This is a genomic window from Microbacterium sp. AR7-10, assembly GCF_001878835.1.
In the GTDB taxonomy this organism is placed as follows: domain Bacteria; phylum Actinomycetota; class Actinomycetes; order Actinomycetales; family Microbacteriaceae; genus Microbacterium; species Microbacterium commune.
The window spans coordinates 1-17113 of record NZ_MJIR01000053.1 but is presented as its reverse complement, the minus strand read 5'-3'; the positions used below and the strand labels follow the sequence as shown (position 1 = coordinate 17113).

Annotated in this window: 17 protein-coding genes and 1 pseudogene; 10 read left to right on the top strand and 8 right to left on the bottom strand. The window is 63.4% G+C overall.

Annotated features, from left to right (window positions below; all coding sequences use genetic code 11):
• Positions 1–27: 27 nt before the first annotated feature.
• On the bottom strand, positions 28–252 hold the full coding sequence (locus tag BFN01_RS06760; protein ID WP_071642908.1) for a helix-turn-helix domain-containing protein: 225 nt from the start codon (positions 250–252) through the stop codon (positions 28–30).
• Positions 253–413: 161 nt separating this feature from the next.
• Positions 414–2309 (bottom strand): ATP-dependent endonuclease, encoded by a 1896-nt coding sequence (locus tag BFN01_RS06755; protein ID WP_083428680.1) that lies wholly within the window; start codon positions 2307–2309, stop codon positions 414–416.
• Position 2310: 1 nt separating this feature from the next.
• On the opposite strand from BFN01_RS06755, the pseudogene BFN01_RS06745 reads away from it, so the two are divergent.
• A pseudogene (locus BFN01_RS06745) lies at positions 2311–3488 on the top strand (IS3 family transposase).
• A 289-nt stretch (positions 3489–3777) separates the two neighbouring features.
• Here the strand turns inward: BFN01_RS06745 and BFN01_RS06740 are convergent.
• On the bottom strand, positions 3778–4458 hold the full coding sequence (locus BFN01_RS06740) for a hypothetical protein (protein ID WP_177243822.1): 681 nt from the start codon (positions 4456–4458) through the stop codon (positions 3778–3780).
• Between the two features lie 160 nt (positions 4459–4618).
• Here BFN01_RS06740 and BFN01_RS06735 point away from each other — a divergent pair, with 160 nt between their 5' ends.
• The gene (locus BFN01_RS06735) at positions 4619–6310 is read left to right on the top strand and encodes an AAA family ATPase (RefSeq protein ID WP_071642896.1); all 1692 of its coding nucleotides are present in this window, start codon (positions 4619–4621) and stop codon (positions 6308–6310) included.
• A gap of 119 nt (positions 6311–6429) precedes the next feature.
• On the opposite strand, the gene BFN01_RS06730 is transcribed toward BFN01_RS06735, so the two are convergent.
• Genes BFN01_RS06730 through BFN01_RS06720 form a run of 3 tightly spaced genes read right to left on the bottom strand, consistent with a single transcriptional unit; the run spans position 6430 to position 7854 of the window.
• Positions 6430–7131 (bottom strand): SOS response-associated peptidase, encoded by a 702-nt coding sequence (locus BFN01_RS06730; protein ID WP_071642894.1) that lies wholly within the window; start codon positions 7129–7131, stop codon positions 6430–6432.
• Positions 7132–7187: 56 nt separating this feature from the next.
• Positions 7188–7514, bottom strand: a complete 327-nt coding sequence (locus BFN01_RS06725; protein ID WP_071642893.1) for a hypothetical protein — start codon at positions 7512–7514, stop codon at positions 7188–7190.
• A gap of 28 nt (positions 7515–7542) precedes the next feature.
• The gene (locus BFN01_RS06720; RefSeq protein WP_071642891.1) at positions 7543–7854 is read right to left on the bottom strand and encodes a hypothetical protein; all 312 of its coding nucleotides are present in this window, start codon (positions 7852–7854) and stop codon (positions 7543–7545) included.
• Positions 7855–7921: 67 nt separating this feature from the next.
• Here BFN01_RS06720 and BFN01_RS06715 point away from each other — a divergent pair, with 67 nt between their 5' ends.
• The 8 genes from BFN01_RS06715 to BFN01_RS06680 all read left to right on the top strand — a co-directional run bounded on the left by BFN01_RS06715 (position 7922) and on the right by BFN01_RS06680 (position 15569).
• On the top strand, positions 7922–8182 hold the full coding sequence (locus BFN01_RS06715) for a hypothetical protein (protein ID WP_071642889.1): 261 nt from the start codon (positions 7922–7924) through the stop codon (positions 8180–8182).
• A gap of 29 nt (positions 8183–8211) precedes the next feature.
• A complete protein-coding gene (locus BFN01_RS06710) occupies positions 8212–8415 on the top strand; it encodes a hypothetical protein (protein ID WP_071642887.1) in 204 nt (67 codons plus the stop codon).
• On the top strand, positions 8412–8714 hold the full coding sequence (locus BFN01_RS06705; protein WP_071642885.1) for a hypothetical protein: 303 nt from the start codon (positions 8412–8414) through the stop codon (positions 8712–8714). Before BFN01_RS06710 ends, BFN01_RS06705 begins: the two co-directional genes overlap by 4 nt.
• Positions 8715–8864: 150 nt before the next feature.
• Entirely contained in the window at positions 8865–9263 is a 399-nt protein-coding gene (locus BFN01_RS06700) for a hypothetical protein (protein ID WP_143187186.1), read from the top strand.
• 101 nt (positions 9264–9364) lie between these two features.
• Positions 9365–10333, top strand: coding sequence for an endonuclease/exonuclease/phosphatase family protein (locus BFN01_RS06695; RefSeq protein WP_177243821.1), 969 nt, complete (start codon positions 9365–9367; stop codon positions 10331–10333).
• A 57-nt stretch (positions 10334–10390) separates the two neighbouring features.
• A complete protein-coding gene (locus tag BFN01_RS06690; protein ID WP_071642879.1) occupies positions 10391–10975 on the top strand; it encodes a hypothetical protein in 585 nt (194 codons plus the stop codon).
• A 279-nt stretch (positions 10976–11254) separates the two neighbouring features.
• The gene (locus BFN01_RS06685) at positions 11255–14362 is read left to right on the top strand and encodes a hypothetical protein (protein ID WP_071642877.1); all 3108 of its coding nucleotides are present in this window, start codon (positions 11255–11257) and stop codon (positions 14360–14362) included.
• 523 nt (positions 14363–14885) lie between these two features.
• Entirely contained in the window at positions 14886–15569 is a 684-nt protein-coding gene (locus BFN01_RS06680) for a zinc ribbon domain-containing protein (protein WP_143187184.1), read from the top strand.
• A gap of 240 nt (positions 15570–15809) precedes the next feature.
• On the opposite strand, the gene BFN01_RS06675 is transcribed toward BFN01_RS06680, so the two are convergent.
• Together BFN01_RS06675 and BFN01_RS06670 are read right to left on the bottom strand one after the other, a co-directional pair.
• Positions 15810–16418 (bottom strand): hypothetical protein, encoded by a 609-nt coding sequence (locus tag BFN01_RS06675; RefSeq protein WP_071642872.1) that lies wholly within the window; start codon positions 16416–16418, stop codon positions 15810–15812.
• Positions 16415–17092, bottom strand: coding sequence for a helix-hairpin-helix domain-containing protein (locus tag BFN01_RS06670; protein ID WP_071642870.1), 678 nt, complete (start codon positions 17090–17092; stop codon positions 16415–16417). The genes BFN01_RS06675 and BFN01_RS06670 overlap by 4 nt, the downstream gene beginning before the upstream one ends.
• Between the last annotated feature and the right edge of the window lie 21 nt (positions 17093–17113).

The window sequence follows — 17113 nt, the reverse complement described above, 5'->3', positions numbered from 1 at the left end:
GCATGCAGAGCCCTCGAATGCACATACCTAGCGTGCGGCGGATGGGTCCAGCAACGACCGCGGCTCCACGCCCAGTTGCTTGGCCAGGGCGTCAACCGAATCCAAAGTAAGGTTTCGCTCGCCGCGTTCGATGCCGGCCAGGTAGCGCGGAGTCATCTCAAGCTGCTCGGCAAGCGCCTCTTGCGTCAGTCTCCTGGACCGACGAATCTCGCGCACCCGTACGCCGAGGGTCGACTTGAGGGAACTGACCACTCATCAAGGCTCCCGATAGGAAGCCATAGGTTCCAGGTACTTATCGCTTCCTATTTGCGAGCGCCCAAGAGTGACGCAGTTCGACTCGCGCACGCCAATACGGACCAGGAGGACATACCCCATCGCATCGCCGCACGCACCACCCTTCGGCTGCGCGAGCGCTATGCATGGGTGGCGTTGATCTTCTGCGCCAGCGCCTCAAAATTGGCCAACGTAGCGTCGGAGAGCTTCTCGACACGAGCGGGGTCACGCAGGAGGACTTCAGCTGGACGCCAGTGGTCGAACTTCGGCTCGCCGGAATTCTCCAAGCGCTTCAGGATGCGCTCATGGTGGTTGGACAAGTCCTTGGCCTTGAGCTTCTTGCCGAACGCCGCGTTGTAGAGCGCGATGTAGTCGTCGACGGAGAAGAGGTCCTCGATGTCGGCGTGCTTCTGCTCGAGGACAGAGCTGACCAGAACGATGCGTTCGCTGTCGATCTTGTTCGCGTTCATGGCGGCTTCGACCTTCCCACCGCCCTCCGTCCCGGAGTCCAGCAGCACAGTGACCGACACCTTGCGGCCGAGAAGCGAGACGAACGCCGGCACGTTGGACGATCCGCCTGCCGGCAGGATGCGCCACCGCTCGTCCACTCCCTCGCGTTCGAGATCGCGCAGCCGACGACTGATCAGGTCCAGGAACGCAAGATCAGACGGTCCCTCGACAAGTAGGTTCCGTTCACCAATGAAGAGGTTCTGCGTCAGGTCGTAGCCGAGGGCCGCCTGGAGCGGGAACGCACTGTCATCTCCAACCTCCAGGGCCTCTGACGTGGTCACGGAGCCGACGTCCTCGCCGCGGTCCTCGACAACGCGAACTCGCTCAATCTGGTCAACCATGAACGGCGAGTGCGTTGTGTACACCACCTGGCCTGCTGGCGCGAGCCGCTCGTTTATGAAGCGCAGGAAGTCTCGCTGGGCCTTCGCATGCAACGTAAGACCCGGCTCGTCGAGCAGGATGACCACGTTGCTCTCACGGGTCTCGAACTCGCTGAACGCGGCGAGGAACGAGAAGAACCACCGGTAGCCTGATGAGCGGCGCGAGAAATTGTTGGTGAAGTCGTGCTTCCGGTCCTCGACACGGAAGTTCAGGTACCGCACGACGCTGTGCTGACCATGCTGATTAGAGACAGTCTCCGGCTCGGTCATGATCTTGATGCGCAGCTCCGGGTTCGTACTCCAGTACTCCTTCATCTCTCGGGAGAGGTCGTTGGAGACCGACTCGAGCTCTGCCGTGCTCGACTCGAAGTTCGAGTCGGTCATAGCGTTCACGTCGGTGTTCGCGAGCTTCAGCAGCGCGCGAGCGGTCTGCTTCGGCGAGGCACCCGGGTGCTCATCCGACTGCGTCTTCAGCGCGGCAACGTCTACCCGGCCCTCGAGGCTCTGGTAGTCGGTGAACAGGAAGAACTTAGGCAGTCGCGACCAGATCGCAGATTGGGCCACCGAACCAGGGCTTCCGTCAGCGCCGAGGGAACTGGTGATGCGATCAAGCACGTCGCTGGTGGGCGTGCCAGGCACTTCCTCGACCGGGCTTGGCTCTTCCTCTGAAGCTTTGGCGGCTGCTGCGGCGGCCGCAGCCGCCTCTTCCTTGACGAGAGCCGCGAGAGCTGTCTTGAGCGACGCGACCGATTCATGTGCCTCCGCAAGAATTTCGGCATCGCGATGCCCATCGAGCACGTTGCGAATGAAACGGCGTTCATCAACCTCGACAGTCACCCAATGACTGTCGTTGTAGCGTCGACCGACCTGAACTGTCCCGGGCGTAACGACGCCCTCCCCGAGCACCTCCTCCAACGCTTCGAGGTCCTCCTGGTCTAGCTCAAAGGTCGCGTCGATCGGCGACATCGCCTGCAGGTCTTCGTTCCGGCTATCGCGGCTGCGTCGCCAGCGCGGGTAGTCGTCGAGCTCGACGAACCTGTCACCGTAGACCGGATTGAGCCGATAGAGGGCGTCGAGCGGGCGTGAGGAACGAACAGGTGGCAACTGATCGTTAGTGCCGGGAGGCGCTGGCGGGGAGGATGTCATCGTGCCTGGTCCTTATCCCAAAGAGTTCCGCGAAGACGTTGTCGCGGTCGCTCGTAGCCGCGAGAGCGGCGTCACCATTAAACAGATCGCCACCGATTTCGGTATCAGCGAAGCAACCCTGCAGAACTGGCTCCGCCAGGCCGATGTCGAAGACGGCAATCGACCTGGTCAGACCGCCGCGGACGCGGCAGAGGCTCGGGAGCTGAAGAAACGGATCCGGCTGCTCGAGCAGGAGAACGAGGTGCTCCGTCGCGCGGCGGCGTACCTATCGCAGGCGAACCTGCGTCTTGGCGGCTCCCCAAAATGACGTACCCGCTCGTTGCTGAGCTCGCCGAAGCGGGGATTCCCGTCACGGTGTCGTGTCGGGTTCTCAAGCTCGCAAGACAGCCCTATTACCGGTGGCGCAACGCCCCTGTCCGGGACGCGGACGTGCTCCGCGCGTATCGGATCAACGCGCTGCATGACGCGCATCACGACGACCCGACTTTCGGGTATCGATACCTTGCCGACGAAGCCCGTCGGGCGGGGTGGCGGATGAGTCGGCGGACGGCGTGGAAGCTGTGCTCGCAGGCCGGGATCCTCTCGTCCGCGCAGCGCCGGCGACGTGGGAAGGGCAAGAAGGCCGGCCCGCCGGTGTTCGACGATCACGTGCAGCGGGTGTTCCGCGCCGATGCCCCGAACCGGCTGTGGCTCACGGACATCACGGAGCATCGGACGAGCGAAGGCAAGCTGTACTGCTGCGCGATCAAGGATGTGTTCTCCAACCGCATCGTCGGCTACTCGATCAGCGACCGGATGACTGCGAAGCTCGCCATCGATGCCGTCCGCAACGCCGTCGCCCGTCGCGGTGAGGTCGCCGGGTGCATCCTGCACGCTGACCGGGGCAGCCAGTTCCGCAGCAGGGCGATGGCCCGCGAGCTGCGCCGTCATGACATGGTCGGATCGATGGGACGCGTAGGCGCCGCCGGAGACAACGCCGCCATGGAGTCGTTCTGGTCGCTGCTGCAGACGAACGTCCTCAACCAGCAGCGGTGGACGACCCGGCAGGAACTCCGGCTCGCGATTGTCGTGTGGATCGAGCGGAAGTATCACCGCCAGCGCGCCCAGGACACCCTCGGCGGCTTGACGCCCATCGAGTTCGAAGCCAAGCTAGCTGAGCCGCTCACACTGGCGGCCTAAACCGAAACTGTCACCTGTTCGTTCCTCACGCCCAGCATCGTGGACTTGCCCGACTCATTCATGCCGACCAGGGTAGTGACATCGCCTTCCACCAGCACTTCGCCCGAGTCCAGCACGTTCCTGTACCGGGACACCCGGAACGACTTCAGCCTCACTATGCGACCTCTTCCTCACGTCTGCGTGAACACTCCCGAGCCTACTTGGCGGCACCGACGCTGCTTGCCCACAACCCCCTGCGTGGAGGCATCTGACGTGACGGGGCACTACCTGGCACCGCGACGAGCGAACGTCATGGCAACAGAGCCAACTTCGGCCGCTTCTCAGCGGAGAGACCGGAACGCTCCGGTTCGGGCCACTCTGGAAGGTCGCTCGCGCTTCCGCCGTAGGCCATCACAGTCTGGGACGCGAGGTCGCAACAGGCCTGAATGAAACCCTCGGCACCCATCAGCCGCATCGAATGCCCCCCGCTTGCAAGCGGCCAAAGGGCACCTGATCTGTTCGTCGCTTTCGTGGGATCCTGACCGTGGTTCAGGAGGTCGCGAAGGTTCTTCATGTCTGATAAGTACGCTGCCAGCTCGCGGGTTCCCTCGTAGATCATCCAGCGTGACCGCCCGTCGGTCGCGGTCAAGCTCAACGCGCGCGTTCGCACACCCCAGTCGTTAGTGAAGAGGCGGACTCCGTGCTTGTTGCCGGCATTGCGCAGCTTGTCGGGATTCAAGGGCAACGCGCGCGTGTCGGTTGGCTCCCGAAGGATGTCGTTGAAGAACGCCTCGAGAGCGGCATATGACATCGAGAAGATGGCCCACCGGAGTGCGTACTGCTTCTTCGAGCTCCCAAGTCTGCGCCCACTAAGCCCGTGGAGCTTGTCGATGTCCCGGTGGAGGGTCACGAGCAAGGAAGGATTGGCGAGTCCATGCGCCAGCGCACGCGCTGCATCGGCAACGAGCGGGAGTCGTACGTTCTCAGGCATGACTAGACGCTACCTTCAGCGGCCCCACAGAAAAGGAGTCAGTGCCGCGCGATCGAGGACGATCCGTTCGTGCCACGAGTTGAGTAGGCTACGGCGAAAGCGATCAGGCCTGCGATCGAGGCAGACTGACCTAACCTATGCGGCGTTGCGAGAGGCAAACGTGCTCAACCAGGTACACATCCAGCGGTTCAAGACTGTCGAAGACGCCACACTAGCTCTTGGTCAGGTGACCGTGTTGGTAGGCCCAAACAACGCTGGAAAAAGCAGCGCCTTGCAAGCAATCCAGTTCGCTGTTTCGGTCGCCCAGAGCCTACACCTGGCAGGGGCGCGTGGATGGATCCGTGCTACGGGCGAGCGCCCGGGATCGCTCGCAACCCAACAGCTCGTTTACACACCACTCCGAGACGTAGACGGACTGGCTTTTGGCGGCGCGCTGCGGGAGAAGAGCAATCCAATCTCCGTCCGCTTCGAGACTGACGATCTCGGTGAGGCCGAGATCACAGTCAAGAAAGGCAAGAACAAGAACGTACAGGTCAAGATCACTGGTCGAGCGCTCGGCGAACGTCTGGAAGATCTTGCACGGCCGTACTCCGTCGTGGCTCCCGGTCTCGCCGGGATCCCCGCTGTGGAGTCCTATCAATCCAAAGGGCTAGTTCAGCGTGCAGCTGCACGCGGCGACGCAAATTCGGTCTTTCGGAACGTCTTACTGGCGCTATCGAGGGACGCTCTAGCGTGGCAAGACTTCGAAGCATCCCTCTCCAAAGTCTTTCCTGATGTCAAAGTCGAGGTCTCCTTCGACGAAGCGTCAGATGAGTACATCTCCGTGTCGGCCACCCGAGAAAATGGACCAAAATTGCCCGTCGAATCTTCGGGCACAGGCGTGCTCCAGGCAATCCAGGTTCTTTCGTACATCGGCCTGTATCAACCGCGGCTGTTGATTCTGGATGAACCAGATGCTCATCTCCATCCTGACAACCAACGAAAGCTCGCTCAACTACTCATCGAACTGGCCGAAGCTCGCGAGTTCCAAGTTCTACTGTCTACGCATTCTCGCCACATGCTTGATGAACTCGGCCGACGGAATGCGAAGATCCACTGGCTCAGTGCAGGAGCGCCTCGAGACGCCGACTTTGATCTTGTCTCGGCCCTGCTCGAGTTAGGCGCGCTCGACGCCGGCGATCGGCTGCGGAACGGCAAGACGCCACTTGTGATCATCACAGAGGACGACGACACAACTCTAATCAGAACGATTGCGTTGTCTTCAGGGTTGAAGGAAGGAGAGTTCGACATCTGGTCCTACGCGAACTCGGGGCAGACCGTGGCGGCACAGGTCCTAACGAAGTTTGTGCTTGACCATGCACCAGGCACGCGGGTTATTGTGCACCGCGACCGGGACTACCTCTCAGATGAAGCTTGGGCAAGCTTCGAAGCTGCCATGCGTTCGGTTGGCGCTGAACCCTTCTTGACAACGGGCACCGACATCGAGAGCCACCTGTTGGATCCTGACCATCTAAAGATGATCTACCCCGCGCTCGACGAGGCGGTCATCGCTGATCTGCTGGATCGGGCGACTTTACTCACGCGCGAGAGCTCACTAGAAATCATGATCACGCAACGCAATATCGCTGATGAGCGAGAGCGTCGGAAACAAGGAAAAGTTCCGAACCCCGGGGCCGTCGCTGCCTTGTGCACGAGGGAATTCGATGAGAACCCGGTTCGCTTCCGGCATGGGAAGAAAACGCTGGGTGCTTTTCGCGATCTGGTACAACGGGAACACGGACTCAATTACGAAGTCGCAACCGTCTCGACAGCGTTGGCGGTTGAAGCCCTCAGGGTGGCACCTGTGACCTGAGCCTCAGGTGTGCCGCCCATGGGATCGCTTTGGACAGTCGGGTTGTCCTCATCGCATCCATGAATCCGCGGCCGCGTGATCAACGTCTCAGAGCTGAGTCCACGCCGCTAAACGGTCAGTTACTGTACTGCCGGCGCGATAAGCCCAGGGTCGCTGGGATCCGCAGCGCGCACGCTGTTCACCCGCCGGTCGACGACATGCTGGCGGATGGTCGATGCGATCGCAGTTGAGGAGCCGTCCAGCGCGGCAAGCATCTCCTCGCGCCCTGTACGATCGAGCTTGACCGACTCCAGCCAGGCATCCATTGCGTCAGGAGTCAGGAACGCCGGCATCCGGTCGTGCACTTCGCCCCCGGCGTCGCGGGCCTCGCGGGTGACCACTACGAAGCAGCGGACGTGTTCGCCCTTGACGTCCATCGACCAAGTGAGGCCGGCGGCAGCAAGCAAGCTGTCATCCTCGCGATGCAAGAAGTGCGGGGTCTTGTCGCCCTTGGTGCCGGTCCATTCGTAGTAACCCCGCATGGGCACGACGCAGCGGGCGGCGGTGAATGCCGGAGTCCAGAAGCCGGTCGCCAGCTTCTCGATGCGCGCGTTGATGATCGGCGCGCCGGTGGGCCTGGACGGCGGCTTCTGCCAGTCCCAGCGCACGAGCTCCAGGATCCTGCCTTCGCCGCGGTCCCGGACGATCGGTGCTTGGTCTGTTGGCGCGATCGAGTAGCTGCCGTGCCATTCCTTCCACCAGTCCTCGGGCTTGCAGCCCTGCGCGACGAACTCGCTGATCAGCTCGTCGGTGTTGGCGTCCATCGCGGATCTGCCGCACATGTGTTCAGGCTATGCGGGAGCGGCGACCAGCGGAATGCGAGTGCTGGCCAGCTGGATCACTTCGACAGCAGAGTGCCAACAGCACTGTTGGCGATGAAGAACCCGATGATGATGACCAGGAGGGCGACACCGGGGATCATCCAAGCCCAGGTGCGCTTGTTGAGCAGGAACAGCAGCACGATGCTTGCTAGCGCGACTGCGAATCCGAAGATGGCGAAGCCATAGAAGGCGTAGCCGAAACCCACGAAATCGCACCCCTGTCCGCAGCCAAGCCCGCGACTGAACAAGTACCCCATGGCCGGCAACCCCACGGCCACCTGCAGGAAGCAGAAGAGGATGCTCAGCCAGAACTTCCATGCAGGCTGCTGCTGAACGTCAGTCATCCGCATGAGCCTAGCCAAGCTGCGCGGGCTAGCCGGCCAGCTCCACGGCGTTGCCCCACACCCAGCAGCGGTAGGTCTTCTCCGCGATGGTGAACTCGATGCCGACGGCGGTGTCGGTGCTGCGCAGCAGCAGAGCATTGACGCGCGCCGGCTGGGGCCCGAACCTGACCCATGCTTTGACGCGCCGGGGCTGGGGATAGGTCGTGACCGGCTGCTTGTCCAGCGCGAGCTCGCGCTCGCTCAGCGACTGCAGCGGGCCAGCAGTCTTGGCGTAGCGCTCCAGCTGCTTTTCCTCGGCACGTAGATCGTAGTGCTCAGCAAGGCGCTGGCTGGTGCCCATGCTGGCTCCTCTCTCCGGCCGATTCAAGGGTAGCAAATATCGAACAAGTGTTCTATTCTCTTAACCCATGAACACCACTGCAGTCGAACACCAGATGACCCTGTGGCTGGTCGACGACGTGCCTGCGCGGATGGTCTACGCGGGCAAGCGCTGGCGGGTCACCGATGCTCCGACCAGGCTTCGGCATTCCATCTGGACGGCTCCGCGGGAGCCGAACACCGGCCTCTACGGCTGGCGGTTCCAGGGCACCGACGAGGATGGCCTTTCGCTGGTCTTCGACGTGTACAAGGCCGAGGACGGATGGCACGTGCACCGGGCCTACGACTAGTGGCGCAGGAAAGCTCGTAGAGTCAGTGCATGGAGTACGACGAGCCCGGCAACCTGGATGGTGTGCCGATCCGCACGCCCAAGGACCAGGGCTACCGCACGTGCTCGGAGTGCGGGGGCGATTGCGAGCCGGATCCCAGCATCAGCGTCGAGGGGCAGGGCGCGCGCATCGCGTTCGTCTGCCCCGACCATGGGGTGCAGAGCATCGTCGACCCGTTCGAGGAGCAGCGATGATCAGCAGCTTGTTCAACACGAGCGCGTCCAACTTCGGCAACGCGGCGATGCAGGCAGCCAGCGTCCCCTGGGATGCCCCGGTCGAGATGCGGCTCGGAGCCGAAGGACCAGGCGAGACCGGCGCGTTCATCGAAGTCAGCAGTCCCCTCGGCTTCATGAAGCGGATCCCGATCGATGAAGCGCGGCTGGCTGAATGCCGGCAGGAAAACAACGGCCCCACGGCGATGGCGCTGTGCCAGCAGTTTGTCGACGACCTGTCAGCGCAGATCAGGACGGCCGTACGCGATGCATTGGCATAAGCAGCGCTTCGACTCGCACCTGGGCCCGGGCAGCGAGCCGTTCAACAGGTAATACCCGGAGCCCCAGCGGTTCATCAAGAGTGCGCGGCACGGATCCATAGGATCGAAATGACGACTTCGAGAGAAGTGCCGCTTGGGAAGGACTGGACCATGACCGCGACGCAAGAGAACGCAGCCGTGGCGGGCAGCCAGGGCGAGGGCCAGATCGCCCCGCTCATTCTCGGACTCGCCTCGGTCATCGCGGGACTGATCGGCACGTTCTGGATCGGCATGGCCGGCCTCGTGTGGCGGCCGTGGGAGGTCGGCACGACCTACCACTGGGAGGGCTCCGAGAGCCCATTGGGCGTGACCGTCGGACTGTTCTTCTTCGCCATCGCAGGAGGGTTGCTCCTCTGGCTTGTAGCGCGGGGCATCTGGACGTGGCGCAAGCGGAGCACTGCCGCTCGGGCCCTTGTCGTGGTCATGCCCATCATCGCGATCGCGCTGGTCCTCGCCGGGTGGGCGGTGCTGCTGTCGCCGGGAGCCAGCCAGCCGACATGGGGCCCGTGACTCGCGTCGCCGAAGCTCCGGAACAAGAGCCAGCCTCGACGGGAAGGGACGCGGGTCGGGGTCGTCTCGGCCTGAGCATCACGTTGCTGGTCTGCATCCCTGTGGCGATCCTGCTGACTTGGCCGCAGGCATTCGGCGCACAGCAACTTCCCGGCATCGCGCAGCTCATCGCATTCCGCGCCCCGCTCGCACTCGCTCTCCTGTTCGCTGCCATCGTCGCTGCAGCGGCGTTCCTGCTGTTCCGACGGCGAACCCGGCTGTTGGCGAGCATCGCCGCTGGGATCGCGGTCGCCACTCTTGCCGCGAGCGTCGGGAACTCCGGCGTTCTCCTGGCCCGCGGAAGCTCAGAGACAGCGACGGGTGCAGCAGGGCTGCGAGATGGCGATCTGACGGCCCTGGTGTGGAATGCCCAGGGCGGGGCTACCTCCCCAGCAGATGTCGCCGCGCTCGTCCTCGAGGTGGAAGCCGACGTCGTGAGCTTGCCAGAGATGGACGAAGACGCTGCCGCCGAGGTCGCGCGCCTGGTCGCCCTTGAGGGCATGCATTTGACGCCAGCGACCACCCGCGCCGTTGCCGGCTCGGTCGAGGAGTCGTGGATCCCGACGTCACTGCTCGTCGCCGACGAACTCGGTGCCTACGAGCTCGACGAGGCTGCTGGTTCAACGCCTGGGCTTCCCAGCGGCGTCTGGCGTCCGGCTGACGGAGACGGACCGGTAATCGTCGCGGCACACCCGGCCGCGCCCCTGCCCAAGAGCATGGACGACTGGAGAGCAGGCCTGCAGTGGATCGCTGAGCAATGCAGCCGGTTCGGATCCAACATCATCCTCGCCGGAGATCTCAACGCCACGGTCGACCATCTGGATCTCGGGCGCTGCCAGGATGCTGCGGTTGAGGCAACTGCAGCCTCTACTGGCACCTGGCCATCCACCGTTCCTGCATGGCTGGCTTCGCCGATCGATCATGTGCTGGTCGGCGAAGCATGGTCGGTACTAGATGCCCGGGTTCCGGAGCCTTCGGCATCTGGTGGCACCGACCATCGGCCGATCGTCGCCGTGCTCGAGGCGCGATAGCGCAGTCAACACATGGCGGCAGGAGATCGTCCAGGTTCACAGAGGAGAGTCATCGACATGATGTCTACGCAGCCTGTTACCCTCTGGGTCGAGCCGGAGCCGGCGACGCGCTCCGAGCGGCTCATCGCGATCTCCACCATCTGCTTGATCGGCGTCGGGATGGTTCTCGCGATCTTGCACTTGTTCCTGATGATCACCGGACTCGTGCCGATCAACACAGGCGAATGGGGCTTCGCGGACGTCAGCTACCTTGCGCTGACGGCGCTCCTGTCCGTGCTGGTCCTGGTGCACGCATCGCTAGGAGAGGACGCGCTTCGTCCTCGGACGATGATCGTGCTGTCCAGCGTCATTGGAGGCATCGGAACGCTCATGGCTTTGGCCAAAGGCTGGTTGATGCTCATCGGGCTGTTGTACTCGGATGAGTCATGGCGGGAGTCCGCCGTTCTCGCTCTGGTAGTGATGAGCATCGTTCCCTTTGCCCTGCCCTTCGCGAGCGGGGTCGTTTTGGCCAGAAACGACTTCGAGCCCGTCAAGTGGCGCGTTCGCGCCGTGTCGATTGCGGTCGGGGCCGCCGCGCTCATCATCACTCTCGCGGCACTGATCCCGCGGTGGGCGCGGCTGGCTGAAATGGGTGTCTGGTGACAGCTCAAGTAGTGCTGAATCATCACGTGCGGCGAGCACTGGCGGCCCCGTGATTTGAGCTCAAAATCAGGGTTGGGACGTCGGGCGGTGCGACGCATGGCCAGAGGTGGCACCGAGACGGTGAACGGGATCAACGAGCCAAACGTTCCGATCTGCGAAGATCAACCCGTGAGCCTTACGAGCGAGTTGCGAGACGCGGGTTCGCCAGTACGTGCGTATCTTGACGGGATCTCCCCGCGGCTGAGTGGCACCCGCGGTAACACGCAAGCCGCTTATGGCATGGCCGCGACCTTGGGTCTGCCAGAGCTCTGCGACAGGGATCTTCTCATTCCTGTCCCCCGTGGTGTCGATGCGGCGCGGTCTGGGACAGCATTCGACATCCGCGCGCGCCTTGCGTTGGATGGCTTCGACCTACAGGATTCAGCTTCAGCTGCTGGCATTACCGAACTGCCCCGTTTCATCGACGAGATCGAGAATGGGTTGCATCGGGCACGGATACTGACCGAAGCGTTCCAAGTGGCAGAACAGCTGCTGTCCGCGCCTTCGGACGAGGCTGATCTCGACCGCGCATCAATACTGCTCGCTCACTGCGAGCAGATTTATCGGGCCGGGCCCGAAGCACTGAGCGGTTCTGTAGGCGCGTCATGCGACGCCGTAGATGACGGGCTCTCGTTTGCCGCCTCGATCGATCCACTGGCGATCGCGGACATTCGTTCGCTGCTCGTGGCGAACGCATCCCAGATCAACGCCTGGCGCGACCGAATTGCCGACGGCGACCGCTTCGAGCCGAATCCGGAGTTCAGCGGTGCGATGCTGCTGGGCGGAGCTGATGGCGATTGGCTTGTCGGTGACACGCTGATCGACTGCAAGGTATACGCGGAGTTGAGCATTCCCAAGTTGCGCGGGTTTCTGCGGCAGTTGCTTGGGTACGTCATGCTCGATCTCGAAGACGAGTTGGCCGTGCGCAGTGTGGGCATCTGGCTTCCTCGGCAAGGGCTCATGCCGATCTGGAGCCTTGAGCGACTGCTCGATGGCGATCCCGATGAGCTGCTGCCGACATTGCGCGAAGGATTCGTGAACGCGACGAAGCGGAACCAGATCGCCGTTCACGTTCCCGTCTCAGAACGCCGCAAGCTGCAACTGCTGGCAGACAACCGCAACACACCCCATGCGATGCTCCTGGCGCTGGCTCTCGGGGACGACACGGACCTGAGGTTCCGAGTGGGACGGAATCCCGCGACGCCTGAAGACACGCTGCGAACGCTGGCCGCAGACCGCTACGCGCGCGTACGTGAAGGCGTGGCGATGAACCCCGCGACGCCAAATGAGATACTGTCTGCGTTCGCTCAGGACACGAGCTTGATGGTGCGACGCGCGGCCGCCGCGAACGCAGGCGCATGGCGGCAAGAAGCGACTGTATCGGCTCGCAGCATTGAGACGAGCTCGCCAGTCCCCCCCGCAGCAACCGGCACTGTTGCGGACACTCATGACCTGGTGGCAGTCCAGCCAGGGAATCCAGGTGCCTTGGCCCCGCGTGCCGTGCAGATTCGCCAGGATCGCGACCCAGCTGATGCGAACCTCGGACTTCTGGAACAGCTGGTCCACCTCTTCATTGGCAACCGCCTTGGCTGGAATCCCGGTCTTCCGCTTCCGCAGGCAAGTCGTGTCTGGGCGGCGATTGCTGACCGGAGGAACGACCTTCCCGAGCGTTTGAAGAACGGACTGCCGAATGAACTGAAGAACTCATTAATGCAGGAGGATCAGCCTGCGCACATTCGGCACATCGTGGCGAACAGCCTTCCCATTGCTGATCTCGCCGTGCGGGAGAAGCTCTTCACCGATAGCGATGCTGAGGTCCGCTGGTCCGCGCTCAAGCGGTCACTGCCCGTCCATGATGACGCCATGAGCAAGACCCTTAGCGAGCTTGCCGCTTCCAAATCTGCCCGGCTGGCGTTCCGCACCCAGGGGCTCACAGCCTACGAGAAGTGGGGCACGCCTGCGGAGTACAACGCGCAGATGCTGGCGGTCATCGCCTCACACCCGGCAACGCCGCCAGCGATGCTCAGGGAGCTGATCCATGAGAACTCACCCGAAATCTTGACAGCGCTGGCCGGCAATCCAACGCTAGACGCCGTGAGCGTCGACCTTCTGGCCGAGAAGATCCAGTCAGTGCGATCCGCCGAAGCGAGGGAGTGGTTCGCGGGGTCGCAGCAAATGCCCGATGCCGTGATGGAGCGGCTCGCCCGGGATCGTTCAGTTGACGTCCGACTGACAGTGGCCCTGAACAGCACAGCCCCCGTGCCGGCTCTGCAGTTGCTTGCCGAGGACAAGTCCCAGACGATTCGCGTGGCAGTGCTCACCAACGAGGCGCTTCCTGGCGATCTCGCGGCGAAGCTTGCAGCATCTCTGCTGACCACGGCGAGTGATCTCGAACTCCTGGAGGCGCTGCAGGCGGCAACCTCACGTGGCGACCTCGCACTTCCATTCACTTTGGTCGAAGAAGCCCTGGATCGACTGTCGAAGAGCCGCATGCGCCAACCGAACCTCCGATTGGAGGCAGCCGAAGATGCCCGCACCGGCGCAACGACGCTGGTGCGACTCGCCAAGAGCCGCGACGAAGAGGTTCGATGCGCTGTCGCCACCCATTCACATACGCCAGTGAAAATCCTGGAACTGCTGGCGCAGGACGAGGATGTTGAAGTGCGGAAATGTGCGGCACGCAATCCAAACCTCCCGGGCGACGCACTGAACGCATTGTTCCTCGATCCAGACCTTGACGTTCGCATTGCAGCCTTCCGCAATCCTGTCGCCGATACCGCCGAAGACACTGACCCTGCCGAAGTCGGCGCAGTCGAGATCGCTCCGAAACGGACGCCTCCTACGGTGTCCGAGTTGCATGAGATGGCAGCGAACAAGCGCGCCGAAGTTCGTGCGCAAGTCGCTTACAACCCATTGGCAACGCCCGACATTCTTACCTTCCTCGGCGGTGAGCGTCGAAGCAAGCAAGTTAGGCGTGTCGTCGCGGCGAACCCGAACACGCCTCCAGAGGTATTGCGGCTACTAGCTGTCGAGAATGATGCCGAAACACAGCAGGCCGTCGCGTTCAACGGCGCAACACCGATCGATCTGCTGGCGGATCTCGCCGGCCGCAGCTCTGATCTGGCACTTCTGGTGGCGTTGAACCCAGATGCCCCGACTCAGATTCTCGATGCTCTGACAGAGGACCGTGACCCGCTGATCAAGTTCGTCGCCGAAGGCATGTTGCTTGAGCGATCGTCGGTCGATCAGGTAGCGAGTCCGGTAATGACGCCCCAGATCCGGGACGAAGTGATCCCCCGCCACTCCCTCTCGCTGGAAGTCGGTGATTCACCACAAGGTCACGAATAGGCACTGATCACTTCCTGGAACTTATAGCTTCCACTATGGTGATCGTGATTGACCCGAGGCGGGAGGCAATAGGCGAATGTACACGTCGCTTCCAGGAGACCACTCCCAAGGATCAACCTCCAAGACTGAGCAGATCACGGTCCAGCTCGATCGACTGAGCCAAGCAGCCCTTGACGTTCTGAGAGCAGGCGGCACTAGCGCCACGGACGCCGTGCGAGCCGCGATCACAGACCTAGCTGAGCGACTGCCGGATCTTCCTATGCACGCGCGATCCGCCCAGATCGCAAATGTTCGGTATGCCGAGCGGCTGGCAACCCTGGCCGCCACCGCTCCCCCACTGACCGAGTATCAGCGATATGTGCTCACGGCCGCGTTCGTCGACGGTGACACTACCTGGCTCGGTGAAGAGCAGTGGCTCGCGATGCGAAGTACTCGTCGCACCAGCGCTCCAGAGCATCGAGACCCGACGGATCACATCTCACTCAGGCAAGCAGACGAGCCGACCATCAGACAGACTTGAGGCGTGAGCAGTGATGTGGGCGCTACGACGGCCAAGCGGGGACGACCGCCACGCTATTTGCTCAGCTCCATCGCGGTGTGCGGCGTTTGTGGCGCGAGCACCAGGATCGGCTCGCAGAACGCGGGCACGCGGCCCGCCGGCAGCAAAGAGCCAATCCAGCGCTACCGCGTTTATGAGTGCGCCGGCTCCCCCGGGGGCACGGGATTCCACGTGTCGATGCGTCAGGAGCATCTCGACGAGATCGTGACAGACGCTGTCCTCGCGCGGGTTTCCGACATGGACTTCGAGATACCCCGCACGCTGTCTGGGGACAAGGACGACATAGAACGCCGAGCGCTTCGTCTTCAGATCAAAGCTGACTACATCTGGCTGAATCGAGTGAAGGAAGAAGCCGAGAAACGCGTGCAGCCCGAGCTTCTCGAGCGCCAGGAGCAGATCGTGTTTCCGAAGATCGAAGCCGCATACAACCGACTCGACGTCCTGGAGAACCTGGATCCGTTGGTGCGGCGTTTCCGAAGAGCGGAGTCCGCATTGATCGTCTGGGAGGGCATGACCCTCGTCCAGCACAGGCATGTCGTACGCACGCTCGTGATCCCTAGGATCGATCCCGTCAGCGAGGAAGCACGGGGCCAGCGGGGTCCGAACCTCGACAGGGTCAAGCTCATCTGGCGAACTCACTCGGAATAATTGCCCAGGTCAGGTCAGCAATTCATCGACTAGTCGCTCGGGCTCCCATCTGGCAACTTTGCTGCGACCCATATGGTGACGTTTGCATGAGCGCACCCATCTCAGAATCCAAACTTGGTTAAAACTCCCCCATTCTGGGCGAGATCGCGCTCCAGACTTTTAAAGGTGGGTACAATCGGCTATTGTAAGGTGGGTCAAGAAATCGCGCTTGACCTGGACTTATATGTCATTTGACGATGGTCAGGAACTTCGCGACCGGTGCCGAAAGTCCGCACCGCTGACGGCCGTGAGGTGGCTGAGTCCGGATGCCAGCATCGCCGCGCTCACCTCTTCCGACACCGCCCTCGTGTCGCCCACCGCGAGGCCAGGGAGCAGCCCTGCGCCCGGTTCGGGAAGTCCGCTCGCACGCTGGATGGACTCGGCGCGCGTGGTCGCGGCGACGGCGAAGACCCCCGAGGCCGGCGCCGTCACCTCGGCGCGGACGCCGAAGAGAACCAGAGCGGCGCGCTCACCGGCATCCGTGCGCTTGCCCTGACCCGTGACGCGCAGCACCGCACCGAGATCCGCGCCGTCGATCGGTGCGACGCCGACCCGCATCGGGCCGGCGATGCGCTGCGGGTGCCCGGCGTCGCGGGCCGGCTGTGCGGCCGCGACGGTCGCGGCGAGGCCCGCACCGCACAGCAGCACGAGCACGACGAGACCCGCTCCACGACGACGGAGGATCACCAGCAGCACCGCTCCGATCAGCGCGATCGGGATGGTGGGCCCGGCGAGCCGAGGCACGTGGATGAGCAGCAGTGCCGCGCCCCAGAGCACGACGGCCACCACGCTCGTGCGCAGGTCGGTCACACCCGCACCTTCTCGCGCATGCCGGCGAGCAGCTTCTCGCCGATCCCCGGCACGGCCAGCAGGTCGTCGACAGCACGGAATCGACCGTTCTCATCGCGCCAGTCGATGATCCGCTGCGCCAGCGCCGGACCGATGCGCGGCAGCGTCTCGAGCGCCGTCTGGTCGGCGGTGTTGAGGTTCACGATCCCGTCCGCCGCCCCGGCACCGACGCCGGTCCCCGCGCCCCCGTCGCCCGCCGAGGCGCCGGGCGGCTGCTCCGCGCCCATCTTCGGCACGACGATCTGCTCGCCGTCGCTCAGCGGACGCGCGAGGTTCACGGCCTGCAGGTCGGCGGATTCGAGCGTGCCGCCGGCAGCCGCCAGAGCGTCGACCAGCCGCGCGTCCGGATCGACGATGTACAGGCCGGGGGCGGCGACCTCGCCGAGCACATGCACGTACAGCCCCTCGGGCGGCGCGACGGCAGAGCCGCCACGCATGTCGTCACCGGTGGCCGCCGACGCCGACGCTGCGCCGTCCAGCGCGATGCTCTCGGTCGGGGCAGCCTGGCCGCGCAGGATCCCCCAGCCGACCGCGGCCGACAGCACCACGAGCCCCAGCGTCACCGCGGCGCCGACGCCGAGCCTCAGACGCGGGCGCGCACGGGCATCCGGCTCTGCGGACTCGTCGGCTGACACCCTGTCACGCTAGGGCGCGCG